Genomic DNA, 18,016 nt, shown 5'->3' with positions numbered 1-18,016 from the left:
TGTGTGATGCCTTTACCTATTTCTACTATATGATAAGCTTGTACGAATTATGTTTGCAACTTTTTATACTTTTAAGAAGCGACGAATTGACATTACACTTCCCCACATACCGATTAATGCACCGATTAACATTAATAAACCAGCTAATTGGAATACGAATGGGTTGTATGGTAGAAGCTCGAAAATTGTTCCGCCAAGTTTTTCATTAAACACACCTTGCAACGAATTATACATAACTAAAATTAGGCCAATTGGAATAATTGATCCTAATACTCCTAGGAATAATCCCTCTAACAAGAACGGCCAACGAATAAACCAGTTTGTTGCACCAACAAGTTTCATAATTTCAATCTCAGTACTACGAGCATAAATTGTAATTTTAATTGTGTTAGAGATTAAGAACATCGCTGTGAATAGAAGACCCGCAATTAACGCAATCCCGATGTTACGACCAGTTTTTACAGTATCAAATAATTTTTCAACTTGACCTTTACCGTATTGAACATTACTTACAAACTGCATTTTCTCAATCTTTTTCGCAATTGTTGCCGTATCTGTTGGTTCTTTCGCCTTTACAACAAATACGTTTTTCAGTGGGTTATCTTGCTCAAATAACTCGAACGTTTTTCCACTATCGCCTAAGCTTTTAATTAAACGTTTCAACTCTTCTTCTTTAGAAGAATATTTAATAGAATCTACTTTCGCAATTTTACTCATATCTTCTTCTAATTTCTTTTGATCAGCTTCTTTTGCTGCTGGATCAACATGCACACGAATTTCTACATCTTGCTCTACTTTCGTCGCAAAATGGTTCATATTCATAATCGCTGTCAAAAAGACACCTACAAGTAATAATGTAACTGTTACTGCACTTACAGAAGCAAATGTCATCCATCCGTTACGGGATAGATTTTTCACACCTTCTCGCAAATGTCGACTAAGGGTTTTAGCCTTCATATCCGTATCCTCCCTCAATCTCGTCTCGAACAATTCTTCCGCCTTCAATTGCAATTACACGATGACGAATTGTATTTACGATATCTGCGTTATGTGTCGCCATAACAATCGTTGTACCACGCTCATTAATACGTTTAAAAATCTTCATAATATCAAGAGCTGTTTCAATATCTAAGTTACCTGTTGGCTCATCGGCAATTACAACCTTTGGCTTATTTACAATCGCTCTTGCAATCGCCACACGTTGTTGCTCTCCGCCCGAAAGCTCATTTGGAAGTGCATCGGCACGCTCTTCAAGACCAACAAGACCTAACACTTCTGTAACGCGCTCACGAATCGCTTCCTTCTCTTCTTCAATTACTTCTAAAGCAAACGCAACATTCTCATATACCGTTAATTTAGGTAGCAATTTAAAATCTTGGAAAATCACGCCTAATTGACGACGGAAATATGGAACATCTCTTTCTGCTAATGTTTCAATTACAAGTCCATTTACATTAATTGATCCTGTAGATGGCTTCTCTTCACGATACATCATTTTAATAAATGTAGATTTTCCGGCTCCACTCGGTCCAACTACGTATACGAATTCACCTTGTTTAATGTTAACTGTGAGACCAGCAATGGCTTTCATACCATTTGGGTACTCCTTATAAACATTCGTCATTTTTATCATTATTTATCACCCAATACTTAATGATTTTTTTAGAAATACTTTTCTGTACATTTGAAAATAAAAGAAAAACCTTTATTTTCATTCGACCATTCTTGTTGAAGGTAGCTTCCATACATGCTTTTTATTAGCAACGCTACTCTATGTAATATATTTCATCAAAATTCTACAAACCCCATTGTAACATCAATCGGTTTCCAATTCGGATACAATTTTGTTACAGTTATGTTACATACTAATAAAAGGTAAACGAGCTCATGTAATTACTTAACTCGAAGCACTTTTCGGTCAAGTTATACAATCAGCTCGTTTATTAATTACGTTTCTTATTTATGCTCCGCTAACCATTCAGCTACTTTTTTCGCATCTTCACCTTGAATAATTCCTGGTGACATTGAACCGCGGCCTTTTTCAATAATCTTTTCAATCTCTGCTGCGTCATATTTCTGTCCTACTTTTCGTAAATCTGGTCCAGTTGCTCCTGATAAATCTTTAGCGTGACAACCTATACAACTTTTTTGGTAAATTTGCTCTGCGCTATCTGTGCTTGCAGATTGTTTTGATGGTTTACTCTCTTCTTTATTTCCACATGCTCCTAAAGCAAAAACGACTGATGTCCCCAGCGTAATAGCCAACAATTTCTTTTTCACTTCTATCGCTCCCCATTGTTGATATTCTTTTCATTCATAACTAGGCAATAGTTTTCATAACACATTCAATATTCATTATAAGCATTATCTTTATATAGAAAAACTAAGGTGTATTTCATATTTTTCACAAATATAGTGAGAAGCCTAATAAAATAAGCTTTCATAAATTGTTTCAATTCTGTGAACACCTTAGAAAGTTCTATAAAGAGCCTTTTTCTCCAATCAAAACTGAGAAATTCTATATAAAGTCCTACTCTATTACCACTTTGTTTTACTATTCTCTACCTTTTACAAAACAATATACGGCATTGTATTCTACATATAATCTCATCAAAAAGAGAAGTTGTCGTTTCCAACTTCTCTTCCTCTTTATTTCATCAATATAAATAAGATAAGCCTCTTTATATCCTCTTGGACCTCAGCATGTGCCAACAATTCTGTTGGCTTTTTCTCTTACTAAATACGAGAACGTAAATACGCATCAATAAACGGATTAATTTCCCCATCCATAACTGCTTGTACGTTACCAACTTCTGTATTTGTACGATGGTCTTTCACAAGAGAATACGGGTGGAATACGTAAGAACGGATTTGGCTGCCCCATCCAATTTCTTTTTGCTCTCCGCGAATCTCATCTAATTGTGCTTGTTGTTCTTCTAATTTCTTTTGATATAATTTCGCTTTTAGCATTTTCATCGCATGCTCACGGTTTTTAATTTGAGAACGCTCTGACTGACATGTTACAACCGTGTTTGTTGGTAGATGAGTTATACGAACTGCTGAATCTGTCGTATTAACGTGCTGTCCACCTGCACCACTTGCACGATACGTATCTATTTTCAAATCTTCTGTACGCACTTCAATTTCAACTTCATCATTGAATTCAGGTACAACTTCACAAGATACGAACGATGTATGACGACGACCTGAAGAATCGAACGGTGAAATACGTACAAGACGATGTACACCTTTCTCCGCTTTCAAGTAACCGTAAGCGTTATGACCTTTAATTAATAATGTAACACTCTTAATACCAGCTTCATCGCCCGGTAAGTAGTCAACCGTTTCTACTTTAAACCTACGTTTTTCAGCCCAGCGCGTGTACATACGTAATAACATAGAACCCCAGTCTTGTGACTCTGTTCCACCTGCACCTGGGTGTAATTCTAAAATAGCGTTATTTTTATCATAAGGATCGCTTAATAGTAACTGCAGCTCGTACTCATTCATTTCTTGAATTAAAGTTTTCACTTCTGATTCTAGTTCCTCATGTAAATCTTCATCATACTCTTCTTTAAGTAAGTCATGCGTCATTTCTAAGTTTTCGAACGTCTCATCTAACTGACGGAACCTTCCAACCATATCTTTCAGCGCATTCGCTTCATTAATTACAGCTTGTGCGCCTTGTTGGTCATCCCAAAATCCTGCGCCCATCATCGTTTCTTCTAATTCTGCAATTTGTTTTTCCTTAGTAGGAAGGTCAAAGAGACCCCCTAAAAGCCGCTAATCTCTTAGCCATTTTTTCTAGTTCTTGCCTAATTTCTACTAATTCCATTTCCTTCACCTCTATGTAATTGCTGTTACTTTCATATGAAAACAAGGGAAACTCTCTCCACTTATTACGGAGAGAGTTTAAACCTTTTCATTATACATTTTTGATGTAAAAGTTTGCAAAGCAGCCTGAACTACAGTTCCCTATTACTGCCCAATGCCACAACAGTTTTTATATTTCTTGCCACTACCGCATTTACATAAATCGTTGCGTCCCATTTGGTCACCTTTTACAACCGGTTTTTTCTTCGAGTCTTCGCCATCGCTTGATGGATGAACAGCTTCACCTTGAACAACTTCTTGACGCTCTAAGTTTTGCTCAATTTCAGCTTTCATAATGTAACGAGAGATTTCCTCTTCAATAGAAGCGATCATCGACTCGAACATTGCGAACCCTTCCATTTGGTATTCACGAAGTGGATCGATTTGTCCGTAAGCACGTAAATGAATACCTTCACGAAGGTGATCCATTGCATCGATATGATCTGTCCATTTCGTATCTACAACACGGAATACAACAACCTTTTCGAATTCACGCGTCTGCTCTTCAGGTAGAAGCTTCTCTCTTTCATTATAACGCTCTAACAATTTCGCGATGATTGATTCGCTCATTTCTTCTGGAGCAAGGCGACGTAACTCTTCTTCTTTTACATCTCCTTCTTCAAGAAGGTTTGTATTTAAGTAATCGACAAGACCTTTAATGCTCCAATCTTCTTCGATTTCTTCTTGCGTATGAAGTGCAACAGCACGTTCTATCGTAGATTTCATCATACCTTCAATAATACTGCGTAAGTTCTCTGAATCCATTACTTCTTGACGCTGTTTATAAATTACTTCACGTTGTTGACGAAGTACATCGTCGTATTGCAATAGCTGTTTACGTGCATCATAGTTATTTCCTTCCACACGTTTTTGCGCAGATTCTACCGCACGAGAAACCATTTTACTTTCGATTGGCTGTGAATCATCCATACCAAGGCGATCCATCATCGCTTTCATATTGTCAGAACCGAAGCGGCGCATTAGTTCATCTTCCATTGATAAGTAGAACTGTGTTACACCAGGGTCCCCTTGACGACCAGAACGACCACGTAACTGATTATCAATACGACGACTTTCGTGACGCTCTGTACCGATAACTGCTAGGCCAACGTTTCTAATATCGTCGCCTAACTTAATATCCGTACCACGACCAGCCATATTCGTCGCAATTGTTACAGCGCCTTTCATACCAGCTTCTGCAATGATATCTGCTTCACGCGCATGGTTTTTTGCATTTAAGATATTATGACGTACACCTTTACGTGTTAACATTTTTGAAATAAGCTCTGACGTTTCAATTGCAACTGTACCAACAAGAATAGGTTGCCCTTGCTTATGACGATTTACAATATCCTCAACAACTGCATTGAATTTACCTTCCATTGATTTGAAGATTAAATCAGCACGATCATCACGAATAATATCTTTATTCGTTGGAATTACGATAACATTCATATTGTAAATACTACGGAATTCTTCTTCTTCCGTTTTCGCTGTACCAGTCATACCAGATAATTTTTCGTACATACGGAAGTAGTTTTGGAACGTAATTGTTGCAAGCGTCATACTTTCATTTTGAATTTCTACGCCTTCTTTTGCTTCAATAGCTTGATGTAAACCTTCGCTATAACGACGACCTTTCATAAGACGACCAGTGAATTGGTCTACGATTACGATTTCGCCTTCTTGTACAACATAATCTGTATCAAGGTGCATAACAACGTGTGCACGAAGCGCCTGATTAATATGGTGAAGAAGTGCTACATGTTTTAAATCGAATAAGTTATCGATATGGAAAGCTTTCTCAGCTTTCGTAATACCATCTTCTGTTAACATTACATTTTTCGTTTTCACATCAAATGAATATTCTTTTTCATTTTCTAATGTACGAACGAATGCATTTGCAAACATGTATAGCTCTGCTGATTTTTGAGCTTGTCCCGAAATAATAAGCGGCGTACGTGCTTCATCGACTAAAATAGAATCGACTTCATCGATGATAGCAAAATTAAGTGGACGCTGAACGCACTGCTCTCTATATAACACCATGTTGTCACGTAAGTAATCGAACCCAAGCTCGTTATTTGTGCTATACGTAATATCAGCAGCATAAGCAGCTTGTTTCTCTTCACGTGACATACTATTTAAGTTAATCCCTACAGTTAGGCCAAGGAACTCATGAAGTTGTCCCATTTCGCTCGCATCACGTTGCGCTAAGTATTCATTGACTGTAACAACGTGAACACCTTTTCCTGTTAATGCGTTTAAATATACAGGTAAAGTAGATGTTAACGTTTTACCTTCACCTGTTTTCATCTCAGAGATATTTCCTTCATGTAAGGCGATACCACCCATTAGCTGTACGCCATATGGACGCATTCCAAGAACACGATTCGCTGCTTCACGAACAACCGCAAAAGCTTCAGGAAGTAGATCATCTACTGTCTCACCTTTTGTTAGACGTTCTTTAAATTCAATCGTCTTTCCTTTTAATTGTTCATCAGTTAGCGGCTTAATAGATGATTCTAATGCATCAATTTGCTCCACTGTCTTCTGCATACGTTTAATTTGGCGTTGGTTGACATCAAATACCTTTTTTAAAATACCGATCATAGGAAATACGCTCCTCTTTTATTAAAATAAAACTTCCGATTGCTTTCTTTTTCTCTTTACAATCAGTCGTTATAAAAATCAAATTTATCCCGCCTTAACGGGCTGTAAGACCCCTACCTCAAAATTCAGCAAAAGCAAAGAAATTAGGTGGAGGCTCAACTGCCCGTAAAAGCCCGATTGGTTCAACTAATAATCAGTGGGGGATGAAGAACACCCCCGCTGATTAAAGTTTCACTTTATGTTATGCCAATTTTTCTCCTAATTAAAAAAACTAAAATGTATAAACCTAATGATAATTGTAACACTTGTCTTATAACTATGACAACAATCGTCCAAATGTCGAGCCGTAGATTCAGAAAAAGTTTTTATTTTATTTTATTTCTTCCAACAAACTACTATCTCTTCGTTACAAATTTTGTATTAAATCTAAGTAGTATTCTTTCAAGTTCTCTTTTAAAGAAGATGGCTCAATTATTTTTATAGTTTTACCAAAACTAGCTAGATATGAAATGATAAAGTTGATTTCAGCAGGCTCATAAGTTCCTATTAAATATGTATCTTCACATTCTTCCCATAATTTCATCGAAGGATATTGTTGTTGCTTGAATATCTCTATCCCCCTCGCAGTAATTGAGCATTTAAATTGAATAGCTTGTTCAGTTGCCTTCCAAAGACTATGTGCGTTATGTATATTTATATTTTCCAAATCCAGACTATCCTGAGCATCTACCATTTCTAACGACCTAATACGATCACAGCGAAACACTCGATAAGTCGCTTTATCTAAATCGTAAACCTGACAATACCAATAACCTTTCATTGCATAGGCTGAATACGGCGCATTGTCGTTTGTTTCGGCGTTACATAGTTTATTATAGTTAAAGCCCTATTTTGAACAGCAGCTAACAAAATCTCTTCTAGATAACCACATTCATGTGCTTGTTCCAAATGAAAAAAGGACACTCTTTTTTGCAAGTTTTCAATTTGCTCACGCTGTTTTGACGAAACACTATCTAAAAATTTCTTATTAATGGAACGAAACGAGATTTGAAAAGGAATACTTACAAAACTACTTAGTGCTTGCATTGCAAAATAAAGTGCAAAAACTTCATGATTTGTAAATGAAATCGGTGGTAATGTCATCGTTTTTATTAAACGATACCCTCCATACCGACCATACTCTGCAAAAAGAGGGGCACCCATTTCCTCTAATGATGCAATATCACGTAAAGCTGTCCTTTTTGAAATTTAAAATTCATCCATTAAATCTTTCAATGTGAATATTTGTTTTTGATTAATAAAACGTAGCATCTGATTTAAACGCTCAACTTTTTTCATAAACTCTCCCTATAGGTGCCAATGCGTGGCACCTTATATTTGTATAGTAATAAGTGTGAACATATATGGAGGAGGCAATACAATGAACTTTGAAGTAATCCCTTTTTTATCATTAAATGGGCAAGGTGCTAAAGCAATTGCATTTTACGAACAGTATTTAGACGCAAAAGTTTTATTTAAAAAGAATTATAAAGAAATGAAAGAAATAGATCCGAATTTCACGTATAAAGAAAGCCAAGAACATTATATTACCCATTCTGTTTTACAAATTGGTACTAATAAAATTATGATTGCAGAACAGGCAGTGGATTCCACACGCCTTGGCAATTAAGTAATAACTCATCATTATGCATTCAATCTAAAGATTTCCAAACCATTGAAGCACTCTATCACAATCTAATTCAACATGATGAGGTTTATATTTTAACACCTTTTGAAAAAAACTCCTTCAGCCCTGGTTACGCCATTGTGCGAGATCCTTTTGGAATAGTAATACAATTGACCGTTACAAAACATGACTTCTAAATTTCATTACGAATAAGCCATTTAAATTTATATCAATATTACAAGATAGGAAGGCAAAAACATATAAAAAAAGCGCAGCCTCATTTGGCTGCGCCTTCGAATTATTATTTAGTTTCGATTAAACCATATTTCCCATCTTTACGGCCATATACAACATTAGTTTCATTTGTATCAGCATTTGTGAAGACGAAGAAACTATGTCCTAGCATATCCATTTGTAAGATCGCTTCTTCAACGTCCATCGGTTTTAAATCGAATCGTTTTGTACGTACAAGTTCTAATTCATCCTCTTCTACCGCATCCAGAACAGCTACTGCTTCTGGAAGGATAAAGTTAGTTTTAATAGAACCCTTTTCACGTAATTTACGGTTTACTTTTGTTTTATGTTTACGAATTTGTCGCTCAATTTTATCAACTACTAAATCAATCGCAGCGTACATATCGCTATTTGTTTCTTCTGCACGAAGTAATAAATCTGTAAATGGAATTGTTACCTCGATACGTTGCTTGTCAGAGTATACTTTTAAGTTAACCTTAATCTCTGGGAATGTATCAAAATAACGCTCTAATTTACTTAGTTTTTTCTCTACATATTCCTTTAATGCTGGAGTTACTTCAATATTTTCACCACGAATGTTGAATTTCATAGATGAATTCCTCCTTTCAAGCCTATGTACTACAATTTCGACATTGGCTTAAAAACTCCTTCTAATTTTTTTAAAAAAATTAGTGGAATTGCGATTTTTTTATCGTTTTTTGTTGAAATGAAAAGATGCATCGTTTCTATCTTTATTTTATCCTATTACCATCGTGAATAACGACTGTAACTGTGGACAATTAGTTACAGAAAAGAAACAACTTTTTGACAACTCCTCCAAAACAAAAAAGCCCTTGTTACGAGCAAGAGCTTTCGCCATCTATATAATGCTGCTAAAAATACAGCTCTATCTTTTCCAAAAACTTAATTTTTACAGTTTCACAACATTGGCCGCTTGTGGCCCACGTGCTCCATCAACAATATCAAACTCCACTTGTTGACCTTCTTCTAACGACTTATACCCATCTTGTTGAATAGCAGAAAAATGAACAAACACATCGTCACCATCTTCACGCTCAATAAACCCAAATCCCTTTTCTGCATTGAACCATTTTACTCGTCCTTGCATGTTCATTCCATTCCCTTCACTCTTAAAATCAGGGCATTCGCCCCATATTCTGACTATAGCGAATGACAAGACTGTAAGTCAAAGAAGACCTGTCGTCTTTTTATTACTCCTTTCGACATTCACATATTAACCTCTACAAAGCGTCAAACAAGAAACCTCTCTCGCTCCTCGATCATACAAAAGGCTTCCAATTTGCCTAACAGTAATTCCTGTCGTATACACATCATCCACGATTAAAACATGTTGCTCATGAAACATCTCTTCTCCCTGAAAATAAAAAGGATTAACTCCCGATATCCTTTCTTTACGCTTCTTCTTACTTTGTTTTTCTGTTTCTATTCTTCTTAATGATGTACAAAATATTTTGATAGGCAAACAAGAAGCTAGTAACTCCGCTTGATTAAAACCACGCTCGTATTCTCGCTCTTCACTAAGAGGAACCGGAATGGCAACTGAAACATTCGCAAAATATTTTTGAAAAAGACTTCGAAAAGGCTGATGAAAAATATGCACTAATTCAGCATCTCCTCGAAATTTAAACTGTGCTAATATTTCTTTCATCCCTTCATCATACACATGCAACGAACGATTTATGAGAGACGGAAACCCCTGCTCGTTCGTCCACCTTATGCAGTCCATACAAATATCCCCGTTTTTATATTCAGCTGGTACAAGTTCTAAAGGCCGACCACACTCCTTGCAAATATCTCCTATAATATAGGAAAGTTTTTGTTCACATCTATCACATATATACTTTTTATGAAGCTTAACAAAAAAAGTGTACCAACTAATCGCATATGAAATATACTCATCACAAAGTAGACAATGCATCAATCTATCAATCCTTGTTCTTTAGCATTCTTATTCATACTTTGAATATGTTTTTTCGCACGCACCATCGCCTCTGTCTTTCCATAATGAAAATAGATAACATCTCCATGCGGTTCATCAGAGCTTCTGCCAGCACGCCCTGCAATTTGAACGAGAGCACTTTCTGAAAATATTTCTTCCTCAGCTCCTAAAACTGCAACTTGTAAATTTTTAACAGTTACTCCACGTTCCAAAATCGTCGTTGTAACTAATAAAGGGATTTCTCCTTTTCTGAAAGCTGCTACCTTCTCTTTTCTCGCCGGATCTTCTGCATGCACACCGTCAATTTGATTGTTTAATGATTTTAATAACTGGCTAATTTCTTCTACATATCGCACATGAGGAACAAATAGAAAAATGGGGTATCGTTTCGATAAGTACAGATTTAGCCATTGTAATAAAGCACGAGGAATTTTTTTACGTATAAGACCCTTTTTCCAATTTCCGCACCACCGAAATATCGGAACTGGCAATGGATGACGATGGTATCGCCCTGAAATAATAACCCCTTTTTGCTTACCACTTCGCAACTTACGCTTCCACTTTTCATCTGGAGTTGCAGTTAAATAAATACGTGCTGCCTTCTCTTTCATCGCTTCGTTTACTGCATACTGCAACATCTTATCTGCATGATACGGAAAAGCATCTATCTCATCTACAATCATGACATGGAACGCCCTATAATAACGTAACAATTGATGTGTAGTTGCAACGATTAACGCCGCATCTTTTTCTCGGTCTAAACTCCCTCCGTATAAAGCAGCTACATTTATATTTGGAAACACTTCTTGTAATCTTGGTGCTAATTCAAGTACAACGTCCGTTCTCGGCGTTGCAATACAAACTCTTTCTCCCTTTTGTAGTGCCTCTGCAATTCCGCGAAACAACATTTCTGTTTTTCCAGCCCCGCACACCGCCCAAATAAAAAATGATTCTTTCTGCTTAACAGCGTCAACGACACTTTGCGCAGCTAACTCCTGACCGTCAGACAAAATGCCTTCCCACTGTAACGGATTCAAATAACTTTCTCCGCTTATTTCAGCAATCCCGCGTACAAGTACAGTACATTCACTTACCCTGCCCATCGTTATACATTTCCGGCAATACGTACATACTTCATTGCACCTTTTACATAGCAATGATGCAAATAGTCGCTGCTCTATATTTCCGCAGCGCTGACACATATATTTTGAAGACTTCTTAATTACCCCTTGTACACAAACCACGTCTCGATTCCTTTTCAAATGATCCAATTTATCCTGCAAATCTGAAGAGAGTTCTTCTAACAATAACTGTCTACCAGCTAACATCATCAATAACCACCTCCAGCACTACTATAAATCCTTCTCTTTATCTCGTAAAAACTCAAAAAAGCCGATAACCTACTTATAAAATAGTAAGCTATCGACTTTATACACGTTTTTTATTCAATTATAAATCCTAGAATCTACCGTATCCTAAGAAATGTTTTTGGTTGTAGCTACTGCTTAAGCTAGAGTAAGCAATCCCTTTATCACCAGCATGAATCATTTGGTCGTTACCAACGTAAATACCGATGTGAGATGGACCTGCTTTATAAGTACCTTGGAAGAATACTAAATCTCCAGGTTGTGGGCTACTTACTTTAGAAACTGAGTTCCAGTAACCTGCAACGTCTTGACGACCTACACCAAATACGTAAGAAATGAATCCACTACAGTCAAAACCACCGTTTGATGGAGATGCACTCCCCCAAACATATGGTAAACCTAAGTATTGTTGTGCTTTACCAATCACACCATCAGTTGGTGGAGTTGGTGGAGTTGGTGGAGTTGGCTTTTTCTCTTCTTTTTTAGGCTCTTCTTTTTTAGGCTCTTCTTTTTTAGCTTGTCCAGCATTGTTTGCTGGAGCAGCTTGTTCTGCAGGCGCTTGTGCTGGTGCAACTTGTTGAGCTTGTGCTTCTTTAGCAGCTTGCTCTGCTTGTTTTTGAGCAGCAGCTTCTTGTGCCGCTTTTTCTTGCGCTTCTTTTTCAGCGATTTGTTGTAATTTTAATGCCTGTTGTTCTAGCTCTTTCAATTGACCTTCCGTACTTGTCATTGTAGTTACAACTGTATCCATTTTACCACTTAAATCGTTTACTGCTGTTGCTTTTTTCTCTTTTTCAACGTCAAGTTCTTTCTTAGCAGTTTCAATTTGAGCTTGTGCTTCTTTTAATTCTTTTTGTTTTTCTTTTACTGTCTCAACATCTTTTTTCACGCTCGTTTGATCTTCTTGTTGTGTTTTCATGATATCTTCGTCAGATTCCATAATTTTAGACACAGAAGCTAAACGATCAACTAAATCTGCAACGTTTTTAGAGTTTACAAGAACTTCTGTTACAATGTTCGTATTTGGCTGTTCTTGTAGTGCAACTAAACGTTTTCTTAATAACTCTTCACGTTTTGCAATCTTTGTTTGTAGTTCTGCAATATCTTTATTTTTATTTTCGATTAATTGCTCAGTATCAGAAACTTTTTTTGTTGTTTCATCAAGTTTTGAAGCGTTCTCTTGAACAGACTTATCCAAACCTTGGATTGTTTTGTTTAAGTCATTCATTTGTTTTTGTAATTCATCACGTTCTTGTTGTTGTTTATGTAAAGTATCATTTTGTGTGTTAATTTGTGATTTCACGTCAGAAATTTTATCTTCTGCAAATACATTTGGTGTTAGCCCAGAAAACATTAACCCTGCAACTAATGCGCAAGATGCCATTTTTAGCTTTTTCATTTTATTTTTTACACCGCTTTCTTTTTTTCATTTTCCGTATATAACCTATTAAAATTTATACCATAATTCGGGAGTTTTTTTGCTAATGTTACGGTTTTGTAAAATAAATGTAATATTACATTTATCTCTATAGCAAAGTATATCTAAATTTGTATATATATGTAGAATTTTAAGAGCCTTACACCGTTTTTTATAGGATTGAAAAAAACGTAAGGGAACCCCTTACGTTTTGAAAATACTCCAATATGAATGAAATAGAAACGTTACTTCATCCATTTCTCAGCCCAATTTTGGACCTCATCCATAACACTTTCCAACGCTTTCCCTTTATCAGTTACACCGTACTCGATTCTAACTGGTACTTCTGGATAAACATTACGAACTACAATACCTTCGCCTTCTAATTCCTTTAAACGTTCTGACAACATACGATCGCTCATATTCGGTATAATATCTGCGATTTCTCTGAAACGTTTCGGCTCTTCGAGCAAAGATTTAATAATTAAGCCAGTCCATTTCTTACTAAGCATTGTAAAAGCTGACTCAAACTTTGGACATAAACAAGAATTATGCTCCATATGTTTCACCTCTCTTCTATTATAATATAGTTTCTTGTAAAAAGTAAGTAATAAAACTTTCCTCATTATTTAATTTTACATACATTTTACCATTTCCAAATATTAACTTGTCAAATCCCCGTAAAAAAACCCTCTTCAAGTAAGAGAGCTTTTATATCTTTATCACTTCGTATACCAACCTAAACCAAGCGCACCTTCACCTAAATGCGTCCCAATTACAGCTCCGAAATAACTCGTACGAATTGTAACATGAGGGTATATCTCTTCTAATTCTTGTTTCCATTCATTAGCTTCCTCTTCACGATTCGCATGAATAATAACAGCTTCCATAGGCACACCTTTATTTGCCTGCTCATCAAAGATTTCAACGATACGCTTTAACGCTTTTTTACGCGTACGAATTTTTTCGAATGGAATAATTACTTTATCTCTAAAGTATAATACTGGTTTTACTTGTAACAAACTACCGATGAAAGCTTGTGCACTATTTAATCTTCCACCACGTTGTAAATGATGTAAATCATCCACTACAAAATAAGCATCCATCGTTTGCTTCATTTCATCAAAGCGAGCGATAATCTCTTCTGGGGCTTTCCCTTCACTTACTAATTTCGCCCCTTCACGCACGTAAAACCCTTGTACTTCACAACTAATTTCAGAGTCGTACGTATATACATCAATACCATCTACCATCTGTCCAGCTGCCGTTGCTGTTTGATATGTACCACTAATTCCACTGGAAAGGTGAATGCTAATAACTGCATCATATTCTTTAGATAACTCTTCATATAACTCTAAAAACTTTCCAATTGCTGGTTGCGAAGTTTTCGGAAGTTCTTCTTGTTCACGTACTTTTATATAAAAATCATTTGCTGAAACTTCAGCCTCTTCTTGATAAGATTCCGTTCCAAACACAACGTTTAATGGAATCATATATATATTGAGTTCGTCACGAATATGCTTCGGTATATATGCTGTACTATCGGTAACAATAGCTGTTTTCATTTTCGTACCTGCCTTATAAAAAATTTTTATCCCCTAATTTTACACGAAAACTAGAAAAGGTGCATCCATACATAAAAATGCCGGCTAGAAACTACAATCACTCGCTCGACAAATTACAACAAAAAGATAAAATACTCACCAAAAATTTCAACATATTTGTAAAAAATGTTTGAATATAAAAACGCTCGCTTTTAAAATGTAAAGTACTAGTTATTTTGAAAGATAGGGGCGTATACCATTGTTATTACAATATTTAACAATAAAAGGCTATGGAGAGCACGAAATTGTGATTCAAAAATCAAGATTCATTTGCTATGTGAATCGCGCCACAACGGAAGAGGAAGCTCAAGCATTTATACAAAAAATAAAAAAACAGCATTGGAATGCAACACATAATTGTTCCGCATATTTAATCGGTGAACAAGATCAAATCCAAAAGGCAAACGATGACGGCGAACCGAGCGGCACAGCTGGTGTACCTATGTTAGAAGTATTAAAAAAGCGAGGTCTAAAGGATACTGTCGTTGTCGTCACGCGCTATTTTGGTGGCATTAAACTTGGTGCTGGTGGATTAATTCGCGCATATGGAAAATGTACAAGTGAAGGACTTAATCACGTAGGCGTTGTTGAGCGAAAACTAATGCGCGTTATGGAAACAGAAATTGATTACACATTGCTTGGCAAAGTTGAAAATGAATTACGTAATTCAGAATATAACATTAAAGATATACATTATCTAGAAAACGTCACATTCGATACGTATGTAGAAGAAAATCGAAAACAAACATTTACGGATTGGATGATTGAATTAACAAACGGGAAGTGTACAATTAAAGAAGGAGATATGTTGTACTTAGAACAAGGTGTTATCTAAGAATAGCTAACGTATCGCCTTTAAAGATTAATGTAGTGAATTAATTCCCTACAAATGAACTAAGGAGATTATATATGGAAGAACGTTATTATCATCTCCAAAATAGCAGAATAAAAAAGAAACGTAGAAGAAAGTTTTTCTTCTTTCTTATTTTCGCATTTTTATTTGGTAGCGTAGGACTTTATATGTTAAATTCCTACACTTCTCTCATGGGGATGTACAGTGGATTTAGCCGTGAAAAATCTAAATTACGAGCAGAAGATGTGGAAATCACAAAAAAACCTTTCACAATACTAATTATGGGTATTGAGGATTACGCAACAGATGGTCAAAACGGCCGAACAGATTCACTCATGTTCGCGACAGTTAATCCAAACTCAAAAAAGGTTTCACTTATGAGTATCCCACGCGATTCTCGTGTTAAGATTGTTGGCAAAAATAAAGAAGACAAAATTAACGCTGCCCATGCTTACGGTGGAGAAAAAATGGCAATCGACACCGTCGAAGAGTTTTTAAAAGTTCCTGTTGATCATTATATTAAAATTGATTTCCAAGGATTTAAAGGTATCGTTGATGCTGTTGACGGTATTACCGTTGATGTCCCCTTCGATTTCTGGGAACGCTCTGACGTGGATTACTATAAAAAAATCCAATTTAAACAAGGTCAACAGAACTTAAATGGTGAAGAAGCACTCGCATACGTCCGTATGCGAAAGCAAGATCCTAACGGTGATTATGGTCGAGCTGCTAGACAAAGACAAGTACTGGCTGCTGTTGCCCAAAAGCTAAACTCTGCTTCTACCGTATTTAAAATTAAAGATTTAACAAAGGTAGTTGGAAAATATATAAAAACCGATATTCCTATTTCAGACGGACTTGCTCTTTACAATAAAATCTCTGGATTCGACCCTTCTACAATACAAACGTTAAAACTTGAAGGAGAAGACAGAAAAATTGGCGGTATTTATTACTTCCTTCCAGATCCAATCAGTGTAGAGACTGTACGTAACGAAATTGAAAAGGAAATAGGAGAAAAAGCAAAAGTTCCAACAGAGACTACGAAAAATGAGAATACAAATTCCGATTCAAATTCTAACTCCAGCGCAAAAGCAAAGAAGGAGCCGAGTGAGAACAAAACACCACCGCCTCCTCCCCCTTCTACAAATGCTCATGCAGAGTGGATTATGAGGAATCATGAATAAAAAAAGAGCCAAATCGTATACGATTTGGCTCTTTTTATTTCACGCAATTGTTGTTACTTCTTAAAGTGTTGTAAAATCGCTTCTACAATACGCTCAGATGCACGACCATCGCCGTAAGGGTTAGATGCTTTCGTCATCTTATCATGAGCTTCTTTATCAGATAACAACTCATCAGCAAGACCAAAGATTGTCTCTTCATCTGTTCCTGCTAATTTCAGCGTACCTGCTTCGATACCTTCTGGGCGTTCCGTCGTATCACGAAGGACAAGGACTGGCACACCTAGTGATGGTGCTTCCTCTTGTACACCACCAGAATCAGTTAACATTAAGTATGAACGAGCTGCAACGTTATGGAAATCAATTACATCTAACGGCTCAATTAAATGAATACGGCTATGCTCGCCTAAAATATCATTCGCTATTTCGCGAACAACAGGATTCATATGAACAGGGTATACAACTTGTACATCTTCGTGCTTATCAACAAGACGCTTAATTGCACGGAACATATTGCGCATTGGTTCTCCTAAATTTTCACGACGGTGTGCTGTCATAAGTACAAGACGATCATTTCCAAGTTTCTCTAACACCGAATGGCTATAAGTTTCTTTTACAGTTGTCTTCAGTGCATCGATCGCTGTATTTCCTGTTACGAAAATGCGTGACTCATCTTTATTTTCTTTTTGTAAGTTCGTTGCTGATTTTGTTGTAGGTGAGAAATGAAGATCCGCCATTACACCTGTTAGTTGGCGATTCATCTCTTCTGGATATGGAGAATACTTATCCCATGTACGAAGTCCGGCTTCCACATGCCCTACTGGAATTTGATTATAGAAGGCAGCTAAGCTTGCAATAAATGTCGTCGTTGTATCACCATGCACAAGTACGATATCAGGCTTCGCTTCTTTCATTACTTTATCTAAACCTTCTAAACCACGTGTTGTAATATCAATTAAAGTTTGACGATCTTTCATGATATTCAAATCGAAATCTGGCGTAATTCCAAAGATATTTAATACTTGATCTAACATTTGACGGTGTTGTGCTGTTACAGTCACAATTGATTCAATCTTTTCTGGGTGCTTTTGCAACTCTAATACAAGAGGTGCCATTTTAATTGCTTCTGGTCGTGTCCCGAAAATTGTCATTACTTTTAAACGTTCAGTCATTTCATTGCCTCTTTTCTTTCACTAGTTAAAACTTCTATTATCGCATATAAAAATATGC

General features: G+C 36.4%; 15 protein-coding genes and 2 pseudogenes. 3 read left to right on the top strand and 14 right to left on the bottom strand.

Annotated features, from left to right (window positions below; translation table 11 throughout):
- Positions 1–63: 63 nt before the first annotated feature.
- The 6 genes and pseudogenes from ftsX to JFU20_RS16640 form a co-directional block, all read right to left on the bottom strand.
- Complete coding sequence (ftsX, locus tag JFU20_RS16665; RefSeq protein ID WP_002089596.1) at positions 64–957, bottom strand: permease-like cell division protein FtsX; 894 nt, start codon at positions 955–957, stop codon at positions 64–66.
- On the bottom strand, positions 947–1,633 hold the full coding sequence (gene ftsE, locus JFU20_RS16660; protein WP_002016128.1) for a cell division ATP-binding protein FtsE: 687 nt from the start codon (positions 1,631–1,633) through the stop codon (positions 947–949). Before ftsE ends, ftsX begins: the two co-directional genes overlap by 11 nt.
- A 323-nt stretch (positions 1,634–1,956) precedes the next feature.
- Positions 1,957–2,280, bottom strand: a complete 324-nt coding sequence (gene cccB, locus JFU20_RS16655; protein ID WP_002016129.1) for a cytochrome c551 — start codon at positions 2,278–2,280, stop codon at positions 1,957–1,959.
- A gap of 456 nt (positions 2,281–2,736) precedes the next feature.
- A protein-coding gene (prfB, locus tag JFU20_RS16650; RefSeq protein ID WP_100248371.1) for a peptide chain release factor 2 occupies positions 2,737–3,835 on the bottom strand; the annotation gives its coding sequence in 2 pieces (ribosomal slippage) (positions 2,737–3,762 and positions 3,764–3,835; 1,098 coding nt in all).
- A 143-nt stretch (positions 3,836–3,978) separates the two neighbouring features.
- On the bottom strand, positions 3,979–6,486 hold the full coding sequence (gene secA / locus JFU20_RS16645; protein WP_002016132.1) for a preprotein translocase subunit SecA: 2,508 nt from the start codon (positions 6,484–6,486) through the stop codon (positions 3,979–3,981).
- Positions 6,487–6,892: 406 nt separating this feature from the next.
- Positions 6,893–7,824: pseudogene (locus tag JFU20_RS16640) on the bottom strand (helix-turn-helix transcriptional regulator).
- 82 nt (positions 7,825–7,906) lie between these two features.
- On the opposite strand from JFU20_RS16640, the pseudogene JFU20_RS16635 reads away from it, so the two are divergent.
- A pseudogene (locus tag JFU20_RS16635) lies at positions 7,907–8,349 on the top strand (VOC family protein).
- A 104-nt stretch (positions 8,350–8,453) separates the two neighbouring features.
- On the opposite strand, the gene hpf reads toward JFU20_RS16635, so the two are convergent.
- The 7 genes from hpf to JFU20_RS16600 form a co-directional block, all read right to left on the bottom strand.
- A complete protein-coding gene (gene hpf, locus JFU20_RS16630) occupies positions 8,454–8,996 on the bottom strand; it encodes a ribosome hibernation-promoting factor, HPF/YfiA family (RefSeq protein ID WP_002016135.1) in 543 nt (180 codons plus the stop codon).
- A 321-nt stretch (positions 8,997–9,317) separates the two neighbouring features.
- Complete coding sequence (gene cspC, locus JFU20_RS16625; RefSeq protein ID WP_001990088.1) at positions 9,318–9,515, bottom strand: cold shock protein CspC; 198 nt, start codon at positions 9,513–9,515, stop codon at positions 9,318–9,320.
- A 126-nt stretch (positions 9,516–9,641) separates the two neighbouring features.
- Positions 9,642–10,346 (bottom strand): ComFC family protein, encoded by a 705-nt coding sequence (locus JFU20_RS16620; protein ID WP_033716000.1) that lies wholly within the window; start codon positions 10,344–10,346, stop codon positions 9,642–9,644.
- A complete protein-coding gene (gene comFA / locus JFU20_RS16615) occupies positions 10,346–11,695 on the bottom strand; it encodes an ATP-dependent helicase ComFA (protein ID WP_033716222.1) in 1,350 nt (449 codons plus the stop codon). The genes JFU20_RS16620 and comFA overlap by 1 nt, the downstream gene beginning before the upstream one ends.
- A 130-nt stretch (positions 11,696–11,825) precedes the next feature.
- Positions 11,826–13,130: a C40 family peptidase gene (locus JFU20_RS16610; protein WP_201038763.1), complete on the bottom strand. Its 1,305-nt coding sequence runs from the start codon at positions 13,128–13,130 to the stop codon at positions 11,826–11,828.
- Between the two features lie 263 nt (positions 13,131–13,393).
- A complete protein-coding gene (locus tag JFU20_RS16605; protein ID WP_002089608.1) occupies positions 13,394–13,708 on the bottom strand; it encodes a winged helix-turn-helix transcriptional regulator in 315 nt (104 codons plus the stop codon).
- A 162-nt stretch (positions 13,709–13,870) separates the two neighbouring features.
- A complete protein-coding gene (locus tag JFU20_RS16600; protein WP_002016143.1) occupies positions 13,871–14,713 on the bottom strand; it encodes a DegV family protein in 843 nt (280 codons plus the stop codon).
- A 238-nt stretch (positions 14,714–14,951) separates the two neighbouring features.
- Between JFU20_RS16600 and JFU20_RS16595 the strand changes: the two genes are divergently transcribed.
- Together JFU20_RS16595 and JFU20_RS16590 are read left to right on the top strand one after the other, a co-directional pair.
- Positions 14,952–15,587, top strand: a complete 636-nt coding sequence (locus JFU20_RS16595; protein ID WP_002034752.1) for a YigZ family protein — start codon at positions 14,952–14,954, stop codon at positions 15,585–15,587.
- 74 nt (positions 15,588–15,661) lie between these two features.
- Positions 15,662–16,789 carry an LCP family protein gene (locus JFU20_RS16590; RefSeq protein WP_002016146.1) on the top strand — a complete coding sequence of 376 codons (1,128 nt, stop codon included), beginning with the start codon at positions 15,662–15,664 and terminating at the stop codon, positions 16,787–16,789.
- A 53-nt stretch (positions 16,790–16,842) separates the two neighbouring features.
- Here JFU20_RS16590 and wecB read toward each other — a convergent pair whose 3' ends face one another.
- Positions 16,843–17,958 (bottom strand): non-hydrolyzing UDP-N-acetylglucosamine 2-epimerase, encoded by a 1,116-nt coding sequence (wecB, locus tag JFU20_RS16585; RefSeq protein ID WP_002034751.1) that lies wholly within the window; start codon positions 17,956–17,958, stop codon positions 16,843–16,845.
- Between the last annotated feature and the right edge of the window lie 58 nt (positions 17,959–18,016).

The sequence above is a fragment of the Bacillus sp. TH30 genome (assembly GCF_016650875.1).
In the GTDB taxonomy this organism is placed as follows: domain Bacteria; phylum Bacillota; class Bacilli; order Bacillales; family Bacillaceae_G; genus Bacillus_A; species Bacillus_A mycoides.
This window is presented reverse-complemented; position numbering and strand designations above follow the sequence as displayed.

Excerpts from the sequence above, each read along its gene's own strand:
- JFU20_RS16590 (WP_002016146.1), top strand. The coding sequence starts at position 15,662 with ATGGAAGAACGTTATTATCATCTCCAAAATAGCAGAATAAAAAAGAAA.
- JFU20_RS16610 (WP_201038763.1), bottom strand. The coding sequence starts at position 13,130 with ATGAAAAAGCTAAAAATGGCATCTTGCGCATTAGTTGCAGGGTTAATG.
- ftsX (WP_002089596.1), bottom strand. The coding sequence starts at position 957 with ATGAAGGCTAAAACCCTTAGTCGACATTTGCGAGAAGGTGTGAAAAAT.
- JFU20_RS16600 (WP_002016143.1), bottom strand. The coding sequence starts at position 14,713 with ATGAAAACAGCTATTGTTACCGATAGTACAGCATATATACCGAAGCAT.
- ftsE (WP_002016128.1), bottom strand. The coding sequence starts at position 1,633 with ATGATAAAAATGACGAATGTTTATAAGGAGTACCCAAATGGTATGAAA.
- cspC (WP_001990088.1), bottom strand. The coding sequence starts at position 9,515 with ATGCAAGGACGAGTAAAATGGTTCAATGCAGAAAAGGGATTTGGGTTT.
- secA (WP_002016132.1), bottom strand. The coding sequence starts at position 6,486 with ATGATCGGTATTTTAAAAAAGGTATTTGATGTCAACCAACGCCAAATT.
- hpf (WP_002016135.1), bottom strand. The coding sequence starts at position 8,996 with ATGAAATTCAACATTCGTGGTGAAAATATTGAAGTAACTCCAGCATTA.
- JFU20_RS16605 (WP_002089608.1), bottom strand. The coding sequence starts at position 13,708 with ATGGAGCATAATTCTTGTTTATGTCCAAAGTTTGAGTCAGCTTTTACA.
- wecB (WP_002034751.1), bottom strand. The coding sequence starts at position 17,958 with ATGACTGAACGTTTAAAAGTAATGACAATTTTCGGGACACGACCAGAA.
- comFA (WP_033716222.1), bottom strand. The coding sequence starts at position 11,695 with ATGTTAGCTGGTAGACAGTTATTGTTAGAAGAACTCTCTTCAGATTTG.
- JFU20_RS16620 (WP_033716000.1), bottom strand. The coding sequence starts at position 10,346 with ATGCATTGTCTACTTTGTGATGAGTATATTTCATATGCGATTAGTTGG.